Origin of the sequence: Mesorhizobium sp. M2A.F.Ca.ET.039.01.1.1 (assembly GCF_003998035.1) — a bacterium.
Lineage (GTDB): Bacteria > Pseudomonadota > Alphaproteobacteria > Rhizobiales > Rhizobiaceae > Mesorhizobium.
The window spans coordinates 1-15,774 of the sequence record NZ_RZRY01000071.1 but is presented as its reverse complement, the minus strand read 5'-3'; the positions used below and the strand labels follow the sequence as shown (position 1 = coordinate 15,774).

The 15,774-nt window shown below is 64.1% G+C and carries 11 protein-coding genes, 1 tRNA gene and 1 pseudogene; 5 read left to right on the top strand and 8 right to left on the bottom strand.

Annotated elements, in window-relative coordinates; genetic code table 11:
* Window positions 1–55 precede the first annotated feature (55 nt).
* Both EOA24_RS08595 and EOA24_RS08590 read right to left on the bottom strand, forming a co-directional pair.
* Entirely contained in the window at window positions 56–1,822 is a 1,767-nt protein-coding gene (locus EOA24_RS08595; RefSeq protein WP_127256599.1) for a pilus assembly protein TadG-related protein, read from the bottom strand.
* A complete protein-coding gene (locus EOA24_RS08590) occupies window positions 1,819–2,184 on the bottom strand; it encodes a TadE/TadG family type IV pilus assembly protein (protein ID WP_245467161.1) in 366 nt (121 codons plus the stop codon). The genes EOA24_RS08595 and EOA24_RS08590 overlap by 4 nt, the downstream gene beginning before the upstream one ends.
* Window positions 2,185–2,554: 370 nt before the next feature.
* On the opposite strand from EOA24_RS08590, the gene EOA24_RS08585 reads away from it, so the two are divergent.
* The 4 genes from EOA24_RS08585 (at window position 2,555) to EOA24_RS08570 (ending at window position 7,979) form a co-directional block, all read left to right on the top strand.
* Window positions 2,555–4,147, top strand: coding sequence for a peptide ABC transporter substrate-binding protein (locus EOA24_RS08585; RefSeq protein WP_126078413.1), 1,593 nt, complete (start codon window positions 2,555–2,557; stop codon window positions 4,145–4,147).
* 173 nt (window positions 4,148–4,320) lie between these two features.
* On the top strand, window positions 4,321–5,244 hold the full coding sequence (locus tag EOA24_RS08580) for an ABC transporter permease subunit (RefSeq protein WP_126078412.1): 924 nt from the start codon (window positions 4,321–4,323) through the stop codon (window positions 5,242–5,244).
* Complete coding sequence (locus EOA24_RS08575) at window positions 5,237–6,361, top strand: ABC transporter permease subunit (RefSeq protein ID WP_126078411.1); 1,125 nt, start codon at window positions 5,237–5,239, stop codon at window positions 6,359–6,361. The genes EOA24_RS08580 and EOA24_RS08575 overlap by 8 nt, the downstream gene beginning before the upstream one ends.
* Before the next feature lies 1 nt (window position 6,362).
* On the top strand, window positions 6,363–7,979 hold the full coding sequence (locus tag EOA24_RS08570) for an ABC transporter ATP-binding protein (RefSeq protein ID WP_127409746.1): 1,617 nt from the start codon (window positions 6,363–6,365) through the stop codon (window positions 7,977–7,979).
* A gap of 28 nt (window positions 7,980–8,007) precedes the next feature.
* Here EOA24_RS08570 and EOA24_RS08565 read toward each other — a convergent pair whose 3' ends face one another.
* Window positions 8,008–8,337 (bottom strand): hypothetical protein, encoded by a 330-nt coding sequence (locus tag EOA24_RS08565; RefSeq protein ID WP_126078409.1) that lies wholly within the window; start codon window positions 8,335–8,337, stop codon window positions 8,008–8,010.
* Window positions 8,338–8,512: 175 nt separating this feature from the next.
* Window positions 8,513–8,589, bottom strand: a tRNA-Pro gene (locus tag EOA24_RS08560).
* A gap of 202 nt (window positions 8,590–8,791) precedes the next feature.
* Between EOA24_RS08560 and EOA24_RS08555 the strand changes: the two genes are divergently transcribed.
* Window positions 8,792–11,029, top strand: a complete 2,238-nt coding sequence (locus EOA24_RS08555; RefSeq protein ID WP_126078408.1) for a mannose-1-phosphate guanylyltransferase/mannose-6-phosphate isomerase — start codon at window positions 8,792–8,794, stop codon at window positions 11,027–11,029.
* Between the two features lie 34 nt (window positions 11,030–11,063).
* On the opposite strand, the pseudogene EOA24_RS08550 reads toward EOA24_RS08555, so the two are convergent.
* The 4 genes and pseudogenes from EOA24_RS08550 to EOA24_RS08535 all read right to left on the bottom strand — a co-directional run.
* Window positions 11,064–11,758: pseudogene (locus EOA24_RS08550) on the bottom strand (YoaK family protein).
* 84 nt (window positions 11,759–11,842) lie between these two features.
* Complete coding sequence (betB, locus tag EOA24_RS08545; RefSeq protein WP_126078407.1) at window positions 11,843–13,306, bottom strand: betaine-aldehyde dehydrogenase; 1,464 nt, start codon at window positions 13,304–13,306, stop codon at window positions 11,843–11,845.
* Window positions 13,307–13,355: 49 nt separating this feature from the next.
* Entirely contained in the window at window positions 13,356–15,008 is a 1,653-nt protein-coding gene (gene betA / locus EOA24_RS08540) for a choline dehydrogenase (RefSeq protein WP_126078406.1), read from the bottom strand.
* On the bottom strand, window positions 15,001–15,774 hold a 774-nt coding region (locus tag EOA24_RS08535; protein ID WP_127409745.1), incomplete at its 5' end, for a pyridoxal-phosphate dependent enzyme. The genes betA and EOA24_RS08535, both read right to left, overlap by 8 nt.

Below are 15,774 nucleotides of genomic sequence, written 5' to 3'. Positions count from 1 at the left end.
GCGCTGGCGTTGCCGCCCTTGGGCAGTTTTGTCGGAAGGATTGGCTGATAGCGGCCTACTGGACGAGGACCGAGCGGCCGCATGTCGCGCCGGTCACGCGCACATCGGCCTCGCCGACATGCACGCCCAGTGTCCCAAGCACGTTGTAGACCAGGCTGTCGACCGGCGCGGTCACGCCGTTGAGCAGCGTTGTCACCGCCGGCTTGACCGCGCCGAGCAGGGCGGTCACATCGAGGCCGAGCCCCAGCGCGTTGACCGACAACGACAGTTTGTTGATCAACGATGTCGTCAGCGACTGCGTCAGGTTCCTTGTCGACACCGTCTTGATCGCCTTGTTGGCGATGTCGGTGGCACTATAGGTCAGCGTGGTCGGCGCCATGTTGGTGATTGAAAAGGCCGACGATCCTTTGATCTGCAGCAGGTTGAGGTTGATCAGCAACAGCTTGAGGCTGACATCCGCGATCTCGGCGTCGGAGAAGGATTGCGGCTTGGTGAAGTCCGCGAAACCACTGGCGTTGCTGTCGGCCAGATGAGCCTCGACGACTCCTGGTTGCGTGGCGATCGAGACCTTGATGCTGGAGGGGCCGGTCGGACAGGTGATATCGGTCAGCTTGGCCTCGGCATAGGCGACCTCGACATTGAGCGGCAGGTTGACGGCAAGCAGATTGATGCCGCCGCCGAGATTGGAATTGCCGACGGTGACGCTGGCGTTGAGCTTGATGCGTGTCTGCGCCGTGCGCACCACGGTGCCTGATTCCCCCACCGCGAGCCAGGGCGAGTTCTGCATGGGCTCGCCGATGGCGATGGCAAGCGTCGTCGATGCCAGCCCCGGTATGGTAGCGCCGAGATTGACCGCGACCTGGTTCGTGCCGTTGGCCAAAGCCGCCGCCGCCGTCAACATGCTGAGCGCGCTGGCCTCGACCGACAGCCCGGCGGGTTTCTGTCCAAGGCCCAGGCCGCCCACCGAGCCAAGGTCGACGAGAGTGCTGAGCGGAATCTTGACAGTATTGGTGGCGCTGGAAGCCATGGTCTGCAATGCGATCTTGGCCGTACGGTCCAGCCCCGGCACGTTGGCCATGGCGGTGGCGATCTGGCCGACCGTCGCCTTCGAGGCGAGCACGTCCGAATAGGAAACGCCGGTCAGCCTGAGCTGCACGGCAAGTTGGTCGACGAAGGAGAGCACGTCGACATCGGCCGAGATCAGCGAATTGTAGTCCATCACGCTGAGCGAGATGTTGCCGCCGAGAAGGCTGCCGATAAGCGCGTTGAGAATGCCGCCATTGAGACTGGCGAGTCGCGAGCCGACCGAGAAAGCTGCCTGCGGCTGCGCGCTGGCGATGGCCGTCGTGCCGAGTGTGGGCGGCGCCATGATCGAGCCGGCGAAATAGAGCGTGCCTTGCTTCTTCAGCGACACCTGCACGGCATTGTAGGGCAGCTTGCCCGCCTCGAACCGGTTGCCGGCGGCAATGGTGCTGACGCCGGTGTAGCGCCCCGGCACGATCTGGACGACCGCCTTGGTGGCGGTTGGCGCCACGTTGGTGCCTTGTTGCTGCACCGCGACCGAGGTGATGCCGTTGTCGGCGAGCGTCGTCAGCACCGCCTGCTGGGCATTGGGGATGTTCGAGGCCGCGGTGATGGCGGCGAGATCGACGATCGACTGCGCGGCACGGCGCTCGTTGTAAAGGGAACCTTCGTCGATCGCGAAGGCGGTCAGCGCCAGCGCGACTGGCGTGCACAGCGCCGTCATCACGGCGAAATTCGCGCTACGGTCGGCGACGAGCCTCCTCGTCGCCGCCATCAATCCCCCCTTGATGGACATCATATGCCTCCGACACGAATCGTCGACTGGCGCTGTATCGTCGTACCCGGCAGCGGCAGCGTCCTGAACAGGTTCCAGATCGGCAGGTTGCGCGCATCATAGGTGACGGAGACGACGAACTGGCTGCCATCGGCGACACTGTCCTTTGCATTGACGGTCAGCTTGTTAGGATCGACGAAGGGGTAGCCGGAGACGTCATGCGCGATGAAATCAGTGACCAGTGCCTGCCGCTCGGTCTGGTTGAGGCCGGCGATCGCCGTTCGCGCCGCATCGGCGGCGATCTGCTGCACAGAATGGCTGGCGCCGAAATAGATTCCGTATGCAACCATGCCGAGCAAAAGCAGGATGAAGACCGGCGCAAGCATGGCGAATTCGACTGCCGATGTGCCCGTGGCATCCGCCCGGAAACGACAGCACGAAGCAAGGAATTTTCGGTTTTTCAGCATGTTGCGGAGAATGCCAAACCCCGCCTGCAAAAACAGAAAACGCGTCGAACAACCGGCGGGTGTGCCAAGTTGAAGGTAGGTTTATAACGTTAGTTTTCGCTGTTTTAGCGTGATGACGTTCACTTTGCGTCAAGCAGGCAATGGTTGAAATAAGATTCCGCTCTGTCTAGTCTCCAGCCACCAGCAGCCGGAAGGGACCGGCGGCACGCCTGAAAGGGGCCGTTTCAACGGGTCCGGGGCGTCAACACTTAAGGCGCGGCTGAGGGGCTGCGCCGACAGGGAGAACTTCATGCTGAAAAACATGCTGAAGGCGACGGCGTTCGCCACCACCTTGGCTCTGGCCACGGGCTCCTTTTACACCCATGCTTTCGCCGAAACCGTCTACAACCGCGGCAGCGCCGCGGAGGCGGAGACGGTCGATCCACACAAGACGTCGACGACCTACGAAGCCGATATCATACGCGACCTGTTCCAGGGCCTCGTCATGCACGACCAGAAGACGAACCTCATTCCGGGCGCCGCCGAAAGCTGGACAGTGTCCGACGACGGCACCGTCTACACCTTCAAGCTGCGCAAGGACGGCCTCTGGTCGGACGGCACCCCGGTGACGGCGGACGACTTCGTCTATTCGTTCCATCGGCTGGAAGATCCGGCCACCGCCGCGGAATACGCCTCGATGCTCTATCCGGTGAAGGGCGCCGAGGACTTCAACACCAAGAAAGGCAAGGCCGAGGATATGGGCGTGAAGGCGATCGACGCCAACACGCTTGAAGTCACGCTGAAGGCGCCGACGCCTTATTTCCTGGAGATGCTGACCCATCAGGCGACCTATCCGGTCAACAAGGCTTCCATTGACAAGCTCGGCGCCGATTGGATCAAGCCCGGCAAGCTGGTTTCCAACGGCGCCTATACGCTGGCCGAATGGGTGCCCAACGACCATCTCAAGATGGTCAAGAATCCGAAATTCTGGGACGCAGCGAGCGTCAAGCTCGACGTGGTGAACTACATCCCGACCGAGGATCGCTCGTCGGCGATGAAGCGCTTCGAGGCTGGCGAGCTCGACAGCTATGGTGACCTGCCGACCGAGCAGCTCGCCGATCTCAAAGCCAAATTTGGTGACCAGGTCCGTGTCGGGCCATATCTCGGCACCTATTATTATGCGGTCAAGACCGACAAGGCGCCGTGGGACAATGTCGAGCTGCGCAACGCCATCTCGATGGCGATCGATCGCGACTTCCTGGCCGAGAAGGTCTGGCAGAACTCGATGCTGCCTGGATATTCAATGGTGCCTCCGGGCATCGAGGGCTACACGCCGTCGCTGGCCAAATACGCCGACATGCCGCAGATCGACCGCGAGGACGCGGCCAAGAAGATCCTGGAGAAGCTCGGCTACACGCCCGAGCATCCGCTGAAGATGGAAATCCGTTACAACACCTCGGAAAACCATAAGAATACGGCGGTTGCTATCCAGGAACAGCTGAAGCCGCTCGGCGTCGAGGTCACGCTGCTCAACACCGACACCAAGACCCACTACGGCTTCCTCGAGCAGAAGGGCAATTACGACGTCGCTCGCGCCGCCTGGATCGCCGACTACAAGGATCCTGAGACCTTCCTCGGCATCTCACGCAAGGCGAGCGGCAACAACTACTCGAACTACAACAGCTCGGCCTACGAAGCCGCGATGGACAAGGCGGCAGCCGCCGGCGGCAAGCCGGAAGAGCGCATGAAGGACCTCGCTGAGGCCGAGCGCATCCTCGTCGACGACGTCGGCCAGATCCCGCTGCTCTACTACAGCTATCACGACATCGTTTCCTCGAAGCTGCATGGCTTCGATGACAATGTGATGGACATTCATCCGTCCCGCTTCATCTCCAAGGACTGACAAGTAACCTTGGCCGTGCCGCCGCTCTCTTTTTGAGGGCGGCGACACGGTCTGTCGTCGTGCCGGGCCGAAAGTCGGATTGGATTTTCGACTGCCCCGGTGCGAAGATCAGAGATGCCAGCGCGCCACGATCTCGTCTGGAGAGCCGTCGCCCTGGCTCAAGCGGGGCGCCGATGCTGCGTTATGTCTTCCGGCGGTTGTTGACCGCCATCCCGACGCTGTTAGTCATCGTGACGGTGGCGTTCTTCCTGATCCGCGTCGCCCCTGGCGGCCCGTTCAACCAGGAGAGGGGCCTGAGCCCCGAGATCAGGGCCAATCTCGAAGCCCAGTTCGGCCTCAACGATCCGCTCTGGCTGCAATATCTCCACTATCTCGGCAATCTTTTGCGTGGCAGTTTCGGCCCGAGCTACAACCTGCCGGATTTCACCGTCACCGAACTCTTCGCCAAGGGTCTGCCGATCTCCGTTCAGCTCGGCACGTCGGCATTGGTGCTGGCGCTGATTGTGGGCTCGATCCTGGGTACGATCGCGGCGCTCAACCAGAACAAAATCGCCGACTATTCGGTGATTGCGCTCGCCACTGCCGGCAGCACCATCCCGACCTTCGTCATCGCGCCGGTGATCCAGCTTGTCTTCGGGCTGTCCTGGAAGCTCCTGCCGATCGGCGGCTGGGGCGACGGCGCCTTGATCAACAAGGTCGGCCCGGTGCTGACGTTGGCCTTGCCGCAGATCGCCATCGTCGCCCGCCTGATGCGCGGCTCGATGATCGAGAGCCTGCGCTCCCACCACATCCGCACCGCCCGCGCTCTCGGTCTCTCCGACTGGTCGGTGGTGGTCAAGCACGCGCTGCGCGGCGCCGTGCTGCCGATCGTCTCCTTCACCGGCCCGGCAGCCGCGGCCCTGCTCACCGGCTCGATCATTGTCGAGACGATCTTTTCCATTCCCGGCGTCGGCCGCTATTTCGTCGATGCCGCGCTCAACCGCGACTACACGCTGGTCATGGGAACCGTGGTGGTGATCGCGCTCTTCACCATCGTCTTCAACCTGATCGTCGATCTTCTCTACGCGGTGGTTGATCCGAGGGTGCGCTATGACTGATCTCGCCGTCGCCGTGCCCGAGCCGATCGTCGGCCGTTCGCTCTGGGGCAATGCCTGGGCGCGGCTGAAGCGCAACCGCGCCGCGATGTTCAGCCTCTACTACCTGGCTTTCATCACCGTCATCAGCGTGTTCGGCCCAATGGTCGTGCCGCACGAATACACCACCATCTACGGCGACTATGTGCGCATGCCGCCGAGCCTGTCGGCCTATCCGAAGCCCGACATGATCCAGGGTGCGCTCACCGATGCCATCAAGCGCATGCGCGCCAACATCAAGGAATGGCACCAGGACGGCAACCGCGTCATCGTCACCGTCACCTCGACCAAGCCGATCGACGACCGCAACATCCGCTATCTCGACCGTTCCGACGCCTTCGACGACACCAGGATCGAGAACAAGTCGGCCGATGGGCTCGAAGTGACGATGAGCTCGGCCATCAAGCAGCAATATTTCTACTTCGGCACTGACAACACCGGCCGCGACCTGCTTTCGCGAACACTGATGGCCGGGCGCATTTCGCTCGCCATCGGCCTGCTCGCCGGCGTCGTCGCCGGTGTCATCGGCGTCATCTACGGCGCGACCGCCGGGTTTGCCGGCGGCCGGGTCGACGAGGTGATGATGCGCATCGTCGACGTGCTCTATTCGCTGCCCTTCATCTTCTTCGTCATCATGCTGGTGGTGTTCTTCGGCCGCAACTTCGTGCTGATGTTCCTGGCGGTGGGGGCTGTGCTGTGGCTAGACATGGCGCGCATCGTGCGCGGCCAGGCGCTGTCGATCCGAAGGCAGGAATATGTCCAGGCGGCGGAAGCGATGGGCGTCGGTCAGCGCGGCATCCTGCTGCGCCATGTCATCCCCAACCTGCTTGGCCCGGTCGTCATCTACATGACGCTGCTTGTGCCGCAGGTCATCATCCTGGAAAGTTTTCTTTCCTTCCTTGGCCTCGGCGTGCAGGAGCCGATGACCAGCTGGGGCGTGCTGATCTCGGTCGGCGCCAAGAACATCGGCTACGCCAACTGGCTGCTGTTGTTCCCGGCTTTCTTCCTCGTCTCGACGCTGTTTGCCCTGAACTTCGTCGGCGACGGCCTGCGCGACGCGCTTGATCCGAAGGACCGCTGACATGGCCACCGAAACGATCCTCAGCGTCAAGGACCTGCGCGTCCGCTTCCAGACCCTCGACGGCACGGTGGAGGCGGTCAAAGGCATTAGTATCAACGTGAAGGCGGGCGAGACCGTCGCCGTCGTCGGCGAATCCGGCTCCGGCAAGAGCCAGACGATGATGGCGGCGATGAACCTCTTGTCCTCCAATGGCGAGGCGACCGGCCATGTCGACTACCGTGGCCAGAACCTTCTGACCCTGTCGAAGAGCGAGCTCAACAAGGTGCGCGGCCGCAAGATCAGCATGATCTTCCAGGAGCCGATGACCTCGCTCGACCCGCTCTACACCATCGGCAACCAGCTGATCGAGCCGATCCGCCGGCACCGCGGGCTCTCCGGGCCGGCGGCGCGCGAAGAAGCGCTGAAGCTGCTCAGGCTGGTGCACATCCCCGATCCCGAGCGGCGCATGAAATCCTACCCGCACGAAATGTCGGGCGGCCAGCGTCAGCGCGTCATGATCGCCATGGCTCTCGCCAACGATCCCGACATCCTGATCGCAGATGAGCCGACGACAGCGCTCGACGTCACCATCCAAGCGCAGATCCTGATGCTGCTGGCCGAACTGCAGCGCAAGCTCGGCATGGCGATCGTCTTCATCACCCACGACCTCGGCATCGTGCGCCGTTTCGCCGACCGGGTCTATGTCATGCGCCAGGGCGAAGTGGTGGAGGAGGGCGCGGCGGAAGCGCTCTTCGCCAATCCGCAGCATGCCTACACCAAAATGCTGCTCGCGGCCGAGCCGACCGGCAGCAAGGCGGCGCCGCCGGCCAATTCGCCGGTGCTGCTCGAAGGCCGAAATGTCGAAGTCGTCTTCAAGATCGGCGGCGGCTTCCTCGGCGGCGAGCCGCTGATGCTGCGCGCGGTGGACAAGATCTCGGTCAGGCTGAAGCGCAACCAGACGATCGGCATCGTCGGCGAATCCGGTTCGGGCAAGTCGACGCTCGGCCGCGCGCTGCTCAGGCTCTTGCCCAGCGACGGCGTCATCCGCTTCGGCGACCGCGACATCTCAGGAGCCGGTCGCCAGGCGATGCGGCCGCTCAGGCGCGAATTGCAGCTCGTCTTCCAGGACCCGTTCGGTTCGTTGTCGCCGCGCATGACCGTCGGCCAGGTGATCACCGAGGGCCTTCTGGTGCATGAGCCTTCGCTGACCGGCAAGCAGCGCGACCAGCGCGCCGTCGAGGCGTTGCGCGAGGTCGGCCTCGATCCCAACGCCCGCAACCGCTATCCGCACGAATTCTCCGGTGGCCAGCGCCAGCGCATCGCCATTGCCCGCGCCATGATCTTGAAGCCGAAAGTGGTGGTGCTGGACGAGCCGACCTCGGCGCTCGACCGCTCGGTGCAGAAGCAGATCGTGGAATTGCTGCGCAAGCTGCAAGCCGACCACGAGCTGTCCTACCTCTTCATCAGCCACGACCTCGCTGTGGTGCGCGCCATGGCCGACTACATCATCGTGATGAAGCAGGGAAAGATCGTCGAGGAAGGACCGACGCAGGAAATCTTCGACAACCCGCGCGAGGCCTACACGCAGACGCTGATGAACGCGGCGATCGATTCAACACGGTTCCGCATCAGCGCTTGAGGCGGGGCGAGCCCGACCGGGCGCCGGCTCACTGCGCGGAGGGGCACCTTTGCTTTCTGGCCGTGACGATCACCTGCTGCTGTTGCTGCAGCCGTTCGATCCGGACGGTTTCGCGATTGGCAACCACTGCCTTCACACGTTCGCCGCCGAGCAGCCAGTTCGGCACGCTGGTATTGGCGACCTTGCCGCGGGCGATTGCGGTACGCGAAATATCCGTGGCGGTGTCGCCCACCGCATTGTTGAGCTCGGCGCAGTTCATCTTGTCGTATTTCGCCGGGCTGATCGACGCGGTGGTCGATGAGCAGCCTGCTGCCAGAAGCAGCGTCGCGATCAAAATGGCTGTAGGCTTGAATGTCATTCTCTCAGCCGCTCTGCGGGTTCCGCGCTCCACGAACCCAGGACAGTACGCCATTAGGTCAAAGTAAGGGCCGGCTGTCGAGCACAATAGGCGGCACAAGCCAATCGGCTCACTGTTCCACGAAAAAAGTCAACGAGGCGCGCGGGATTGCAAGCATCCAAGTGCTTGTTTCTTCTGGTCGGAGTGGCAGGATTTGAACCTGCGACCCCCTCGTCCCGAACGAGGTGCGCTACCAGACTGCGCTACACTCCGTGACCAGACGGCGGGCTTATAGCCGCCGCTTTTCGATACTGCAAGCGGCAATGGCAGCACTTCTGTCGCATTTCGTCGGCTTTCGTCGCGCCGGTCGGGACGGCAGCGGGTTGAGGCAGTTCGTGAAAGGCGAGTTCCAGCCTTGTGTGACCAACCATGACGCCGCTAAAACGAGTTCTCCGGCCGCCTGGAGTCCCGAATCTTGCCTCAGCGCATCGTCAGTTTCGTCATGAGTGGCGGCGTCGGGTCGCGGCTATGGCCGCTGTCGCGCGAGGACAACCCCAAGCAGTTCCACGATTTTTCCGGCGATGGCTCGATGCTGGCCAGGACCTTGCGCCGGCTGGCGGCGCGGCCGGACGGCGAGACGCCGATCTTCCTGATCGCCGCGGAACGTCACGCCGAGCGCGTCCATGCCGACCTTGCCGGCGTTGATCTCAAGGGCGGCGGACCGTTGTTCGAGCCGACGGGCCGCAACACGGCCGCCGCCGTCGCGCTGGCAAGCCTGCGCACGCTCTCCGAATATGGCGACGAGCTGGTGCTGGTGGTGCCGTCCGACCATGAGATCTCGACGACCGCTCAGTTCTGGCAAAGCATCGAGGCGGGCGCGGTCGCGGCAAATGCCGGGCGGCTCGTGGTGTTCGGCCTGAAGCCAACCCAGCCCGAGACCGGCTACGGCTATATCGAGGTTGGGGCGGACAGGGCGGGCGTGTTCGACGTCTCGCGCTTTGTCGAGAAGCCGGATCTCGCCACCGCGCAGGCCTATCTCGACGCCGGCAATTTCTACTGGAACACCGGCATCTTCCTGTTCCGCGCCGGCGCCATGCGCGACGCCTTAGCGGCCTATGAGCCGAAAATCTGGCAGGCGACCGAAGCTGCCTACAAGGCGGCAACCAGCGATCTCTCGGGCCTTTACATGGCGCTGGAACTCTACTCGGCCATCCCGTCGACCTCGATCGACTACGCCATCATGGAGCGCGCCAAGGACATTGCCATGGTCCCGGCCGGCTTCCGCTGGAACGATCTCGGCTCGTGGCAGTCGCTGCTCGATGTCGGCCCGTCCGACAAGCACGGCAACGTCATCATCGGCGATGTCGTCGCCATCGATTGCGAAAACTCCTATATCCGCGGCGATGGCCGCCTGCTTTCGGCGATCGGCATGAAGGATGTCGCTATCGTTTCGACGGCTGACGCAACCTTCGTCGCGCCGGTCAGCCACAGCCAGCACGTCAAGAAGATCGTCGAGCAGCTGGAGAAATCCGGCCGGCTGGAGACGAGATTCACGCCGGCGCATGACCGTGTCATCGAGAGCGGCGCCTGGCGGCGGCGCGTGCGCCACTGGCTGTTCGAGGAGACGCTGCCGCTGTGGTCGACGGTCGGCGTCGATGAGCGCCATGGCGGCTTCCACGAAGCGCTCGGCTTCGACGCCGCGCCGTTGATGAAACCCAAGCGAATGCGCACGCAGGCGCGCCAGGTCTACGCCTTCGCGGTGGCCAAGGAGCGTGGCTGGGACGGTCCGGCGGAAAGGCTGATCGCCCACGGCATCGACTTCATGGCTGGTCAGGGCCGAACGAAGCGCGGCGGCTGGGTGCGCACGCTCAACATCGATGGCTCGGTCGCCGATCCTGTCGAGGACGCCTACGATCATTCCTGCGTTCTCCTGGCGCTGGCGCACGCCCACATGTCGGGCCATCCAGATGCGTTGCGGCTCGGCGAGGAAACGTTCGCCTTCCTCGACGCGCATTTGGAAGACAGCCGCATGACCGGTTTCCTGGAAACCTCGGATGGGGCGGAGGAGCGGCGCTCCAACCCGCACATGCATCTGCTCGAGGCCTTCCTCGCCTGGCACAAGGCGACGGGCGAGCGCGCCTATCTGCGCCGCGCAGCGCGCATCATCGACCTCTTCCGCAGCCATTTCTTCGATGCCGAAAGCTGGACCATCGGCGAGTATTTCGACGAGGGCTGGAAGCCGGCCGCGGGCGAGAAGGGGAGCTGGACCGAGCCTGGCCATCATTTCGAATGGGCCTCCCTGCTGGTCGATTTCGCCGCCCGCAGCGGCCAGAACGAACTTCCCGCCTTCGCCCGCAAGCTTTATGCCTCGGCCATTGCCAACGGGCTCAACCGCGCAACCGGCCTCGCCTACGGCGCGGTCTCGCGCCAGGGTCTGCCGCTGGATACCGTCTCGCGCGGCTGGCCGCAGGCCGAGGCGATCAAGGCGGCGATCGCGCTGGACGGCTCGGGCGGGCCGGACCTCAAGCCCGAGATCGAGGCGCGCGTCGGCCGCCTGTTCCGCTGGCACATCGATCCGGCACCGCTCGGTCTGTGGATCGATCGCATCGACGAGCGCGGCCGCTCACTGGCGACCGAGGTGCCGGCCAGCATCTTCTACCATCTGGTCTATGCGCTGACGCAGTATCTGGACGGGACGGCGCAGATGGGGTGAGCCGGTTCCGGCACGGCCTGACCAGACATCGTCGTCATGGCGTCGCATTCCCCCGGACGATCAGAGCCAGCAGCGCGACGACCGGCGGCGCCGCGAATGACCAGACACCGACTGCACATGGAGCAGCGCGGCCGTTCCGCATCCGAGAGCGAAGACGGCCACCATGCCCGACATCCGCGCGAGGCGCGACCGTGACGCGGCAGTATCCTCGGCGGACGAGCCGTAGATCAGGTCGGCCAGGTCAAGCATGATCTGGGTCGTGGTGCCCGTCATCAGCGTCGAAGGCGGCAGGCTGGCGAGATGGACGCGATGCGCGGCGTTCTGCACCGCCATGGCCGAAACCAATATCATTCCCGTTACGATGGCGGCCCAATGGTCGCCATCCGGGAAAGGCCCGAGCCGGACCGTCAGAACGGCGGCTGCGATCAGCAATACGAGCTTGATCGTCAGCAGGTAACGAAAGACCGGCGCTTCCCGGTGTCTCAGCGCGTTCGACAACAGCCGGCTGAGGATGACAACAGCGCAAAAGACCGGCAGCGCAAGCAGCTTCGACAGGGCGCCTGACGTGCCGAGCGCCAGGGAGGCGCCGAGCGTCACGAAGTTGCCGGTGACATGCGCGGTAAACAGCCCCTGGAGCGCCAGGAAACCCATCGTGTCGACATAGCCGCCGTTGAAGCCGAGCAGTAGCGGCAACACGACGGCTCGGTTGTCCTTGGTTTCACCCGCCATCTTGGCCTCCTTTGCCTCCGGCAAGGTTGTGGCAAACCGCGGCAAGGAGAACAGCGCGATGATCTGCCGAAACGGATCGCGACATCAATAAGGCGCCGCCACGTCACCCGTCTCGACATAAACCGCCTTGAGCTGCGAATAATGCGCCAGCGCGGCCAGCGAGTTCTCGCGGCCGATGCCGGACTGCTTGACGCCGCCGAAGGGCATTTCGACCGGGGTCAGATTGTAGGCGTTGATCCAGCAGGTGCCGGCCTGCAGCTCGGCGATCACCCGATGCGCACGCGGCAGGTCGCGCGTGAACACGCCGGCCGCCAGCCCGAACTCGGTGTCGTTGGCGCGCTCGATCACCTCGTCCTCGCTGTCGAACTTCAAGACGCTCATCACCGGTCCGAAAATCTCCTCGCGCGCGATGCGCATGGTGTCGGTGACATTGGTGAACACGGTCGGCTCGATGAAGAAACCGCTCTCGAAACCTTGCAGCGACGGCACGTTGCCGCCGCAGGCGAGTGTCGCTCCGTCCTGCTGGCCGGCTTCGATGTACGAGACGACCTTGCTCTGCTGCGCCTTGTTGACCAGTGGGCCCATCTGCGTCTCGGGATCGAGCGGATCCCCGATGCGGATCTTCTTGGTGCGCTCGACCAGCCGCTCGACGAAGCGATCATGCAGGCCTTTCTGCACGAAGACGCGCGTGCCGTTGGAGCAGATTTGCCCGGTCGAATAGAAATTGCCGAGCATGGCGCCGCCGATGGCATTCTCGAGGTCGGCATCGTCGAAGACGATGAGCGGCGACTTGCCGCCGAGCTCCATCGTCGCATGCTTCATCTTGGAGCCGGCGAGCGACAGCACCTTGCGACCGGTCGGCACCGAGCCGGTCACCGAAACTTTTGCCACCACATCATGGCCGACGAGGCCGGCGCCGACATCGCCATAGCCTTGCACGACATTGAACAGCCCATCGGGCAAGCCGGCCTCCGAGTAGATCTCGGCCAGCGCCAGGGCCGAAAGCGGCGTGTTCTCCGAAGGCTTGAACACCATGGCATTGCCCATAGCCAGCGCCGGCGCCGACTTCCAGCCGGCGATCTGGATCGGGTAGTTCCAGGCGCCGATGCCGACGCAGACGCCGAGCGGCTCGCGGCGCGTGTAGGCGAATGGTCCGCCGAGATCGATCATCTCGCCGTTGAAGGCGGCGACCGCTCCGGCGAAATATTCCAGGCAGTCGGCGGCGGAAGGGGCGTCCGCCACCAATGTCTCCTGGATCGCCTTTCCGGTGTCGAGCGTCTCGATGCGCGCCAGGTCGGCGTTGCGCGCGCGCAGAATATCGGCGGCGCGGCGCAGGATGCGGCCGCGCTCGACGGGCTTCAGCCGCGCCCAGGCCGGCTGCGCGGAGCGGGCCGCCTCGATCGCCAGCTCCAGCACGTTCGGCGTCGCCGAATGCAGGGTGGCGATGGTCTCGCCGGTTGCCGGATAGATCACCGGCAGCGGCGTGCCGCCCTCATCCTCGATATAGCGGCCGTTGACATAGTGCGATGCGGTCGGCTGGGCGCGCATGGCTTTCTCCAAGTCTGTTCGCCGGGAGGGCGGTCAGCCCGACAATGCCCTATCGGTCCGCCACCTGCCAGCGAGGATTGATCCAGGGTTCCTGGTTGGATGGCGCCAGCGGCGTGCGGCCGAGGATATGGTCGGAGGCTTTTTCGCCGGTCATGATCGACGGCGCGTTGAGGTTGCCGTTGGTCACACGCGGGAAGATCGAGGAGTCGGCGACGCGCAGTCCTGCGACGCCGATTACCCGGCATTCCGGATCGACGACGGCGGTTAAATCGTCGGCACGGCCCATCCGGCAGGTGCCGCAAGGGTGGTAGGCGCTCTCGGCATGGTCGCGGATGAAGGCGTCGAGCTCGTCGTCGGTCTGCACATGGCTGCCCGGCGAAATCTCCTTGCCGCGGAAGCCGTCGAAGGCCTTCTGCCCGAAGATCTCGCGCGTCAGCCGGATGCAATGGCGGAACTCGCTCCAGTCGTCCGGATGTGACATGTAGTTGAAGCGGATCACCGGCTTCGCCTTCGGGTCGGGCGAGCGCAGCGTCACCGAACCGCGCGACTTCGAGCGCATCGGCCCGACATGCGCCTGGAACCCATGCGCCTTCGCCGCCGCCTTGCCGTCATAGCGCACCGCCGCGGGGATGAAGTGATACTGGATATCGGGGTAGTCGACGCCGGCCTGCGAACGCACGAAGGCGGCCGCCTCGAAATGGTTGGTGGCGCCAAGCCCGCTCTTGAAGAACAGCCACTGCGCGCCGATCAATGCCTTGGAGAAAGGATTGAGCACCGAGTTCAGCGTGATCGGCCTAGTCGATTCCTGCTGGATATAGAGTTCCAGATGGTCCTGCAGATTGGCGCCGACACCCGGCCTGTCGGCGATCACCTTTATGCCGTTCTCCTGCAGATGCGCGCCTGGGCCGATGCCGGACAACATCAGGATCTTCGGCGAGTTGATCGACGACGCCGCGACGATCACTTCACGCCGCGCCTTAACGACCTGAATCTTTTTGTCAGCTTCGATCTCGACGCCGAGGGCGCGTTGATTCTCGATCACCACGCGCCGGGCGAAGCCTTTGACCAGACTCACATTCTTGCGTTTGAGAGCCGGCTTCAGATAGGCGTTCGCCGCCGACCAGCGGCGGCCGCCAAGAATGGTCTGCTCCATCGGCCCGAAACCTTCCTGCTTCGAGCCGTTATAATCGTCGGTGAGCTCGAAGCCCGCCTGGCGGCCTGCTTCGACGAAGGCGCCATAGAGCGGGTTCTTCCGTGTGCCGCGCTGCACATGCAATGGTCCGCCGTGGCCCCGCCAGCCATCCTCGCCGCCGTCGGAATCCTCCATGCGCTTGAAATAGGGGAGCACGTCGGCGAAGCCCCAGCCGGTCGCACCCTGTTCCGCCCAATGGTCGAAGTCGTGTGCATGGCCGCGCACATAGACCATGCCGTTGATCGAGGACGAGCCGCCGATCACCTTGCCGCGCGGCGTCGCCAGCACGCGGCGGCCGAGATGCGGCTCCGGCTCGCTGGCGAAACCCCAGTCGTAGAGGCTCATATTGAGTGGGATCGACAGCGCCGACGGCATCTGGATCAGCGGCCCCATATCGGTGCCGCCGAACTCGATGACGATCACCGAGTGCTTGCCGTCCTCCGACAGCCGATAGGCCATGGCCGAGCCGGCGGAGCCGGAGCCGATGATGACGAAATCCGCTTCAAGCATTGTTCATATGCGCCATAAAATCGGCGAGCGAGACATTGCCGCCGGTTGCAACCACAAGGACAGTCTTGTCCTTCACATCCACCTTGCCGCCGAGAAGGGCGGCCAGTGATGCCGCGCCCGAGGGCTCCAGCACCAGCTTCATCCGCTCGAAGGCGATCTTCATCGCCCGCCGCACCGAGGCGTCGTCGACGGTGACGCCGCGCACGCCGGCGGCGCTGACGGCCGCGAAAGGCGCGTCGCCGGGCTTGCGCGCCATCAGCCCGTCGCAGATCGATTTCGGCCCGATCGGCATCGTCTCGATCGCGCCATGCGCGAGCGATGAGCCCATGCCGTTGAAACCCTCCGGCTCGACGGCGATGATCTCGGTCTTGGGCGACAGATAGTGGAAGGCCAGCGAAACGCCGCCGATCAAGCCACCACCGCCGACCGAGCAGAACACAAGGTCGGCATGCTCCTTCTTAGCCGCCAACTGGTCGAGCGCTTCCAATCCGGCACCCGCCTGGCCTGCGACGATTTCCGGATCGTCGAAGGGGTGCAGCAAGGTGAGGTGCTCTGTCTCGGCGATCTCGCGCGCCTTGGCGGCAGCCACCTCCTCACGGGCGCGATCGCCATGATCGGTCAGCACCACGCGCGCGCCATAGCCGGCGGTGGCATCGCGCTTGGCGGCCGGCGCGTCGACCGGCATGACGATGGTGACGGGAATGCCGAGCGCCTGGCCGGCGGCTGCCAGCCCCTGCGCGAAATTGCCGGAGGAGTAGGCCACCAC

Excerpts from the sequence above, each read along its gene's own strand:
- EOA24_RS08595 (WP_127256599.1), bottom strand. The coding sequence starts at position 1,822 with ATGATGTCCATCAAGGGGGGATTGATGGCGGCGACGAGGAGGCTCGTC.
- EOA24_RS08590 (WP_245467161.1), bottom strand. The coding sequence starts at position 2,184 with ATGCTTGCGCCGGTCTTCATCCTGCTTTTGCTCGGCATGGTTGCATAC.
- EOA24_RS08585 (WP_126078413.1), top strand. The coding sequence starts at position 2,555 with ATGCTGAAAAACATGCTGAAGGCGACGGCGTTCGCCACCACCTTGGCT.
- EOA24_RS08580 (WP_126078412.1), top strand. The coding sequence starts at position 4,321 with ATGCTGCGTTATGTCTTCCGGCGGTTGTTGACCGCCATCCCGACGCTG.
- EOA24_RS08575 (WP_126078411.1), top strand. The coding sequence starts at position 5,237 with ATGACTGATCTCGCCGTCGCCGTGCCCGAGCCGATCGTCGGCCGTTCG.
- EOA24_RS08570 (WP_127409746.1), top strand. The coding sequence starts at position 6,363 with ATGGCCACCGAAACGATCCTCAGCGTCAAGGACCTGCGCGTCCGCTTC.
- EOA24_RS08565 (WP_126078409.1), bottom strand. The coding sequence starts at position 8,337 with ATGACATTCAAGCCTACAGCCATTTTGATCGCGACGCTGCTTCTGGCA.
- betB (WP_126078407.1), bottom strand. The coding sequence starts at position 13,306 with ATGCGCGCCCAGCCGACCGCATCGCACTATGTCAACGGCCGCTATATC.
- betA (WP_126078406.1), bottom strand. The coding sequence starts at position 15,008 with ATGCTTGAAGCGGATTTCGTCATCATCGGCTCCGGCTCCGCCGGCTCG.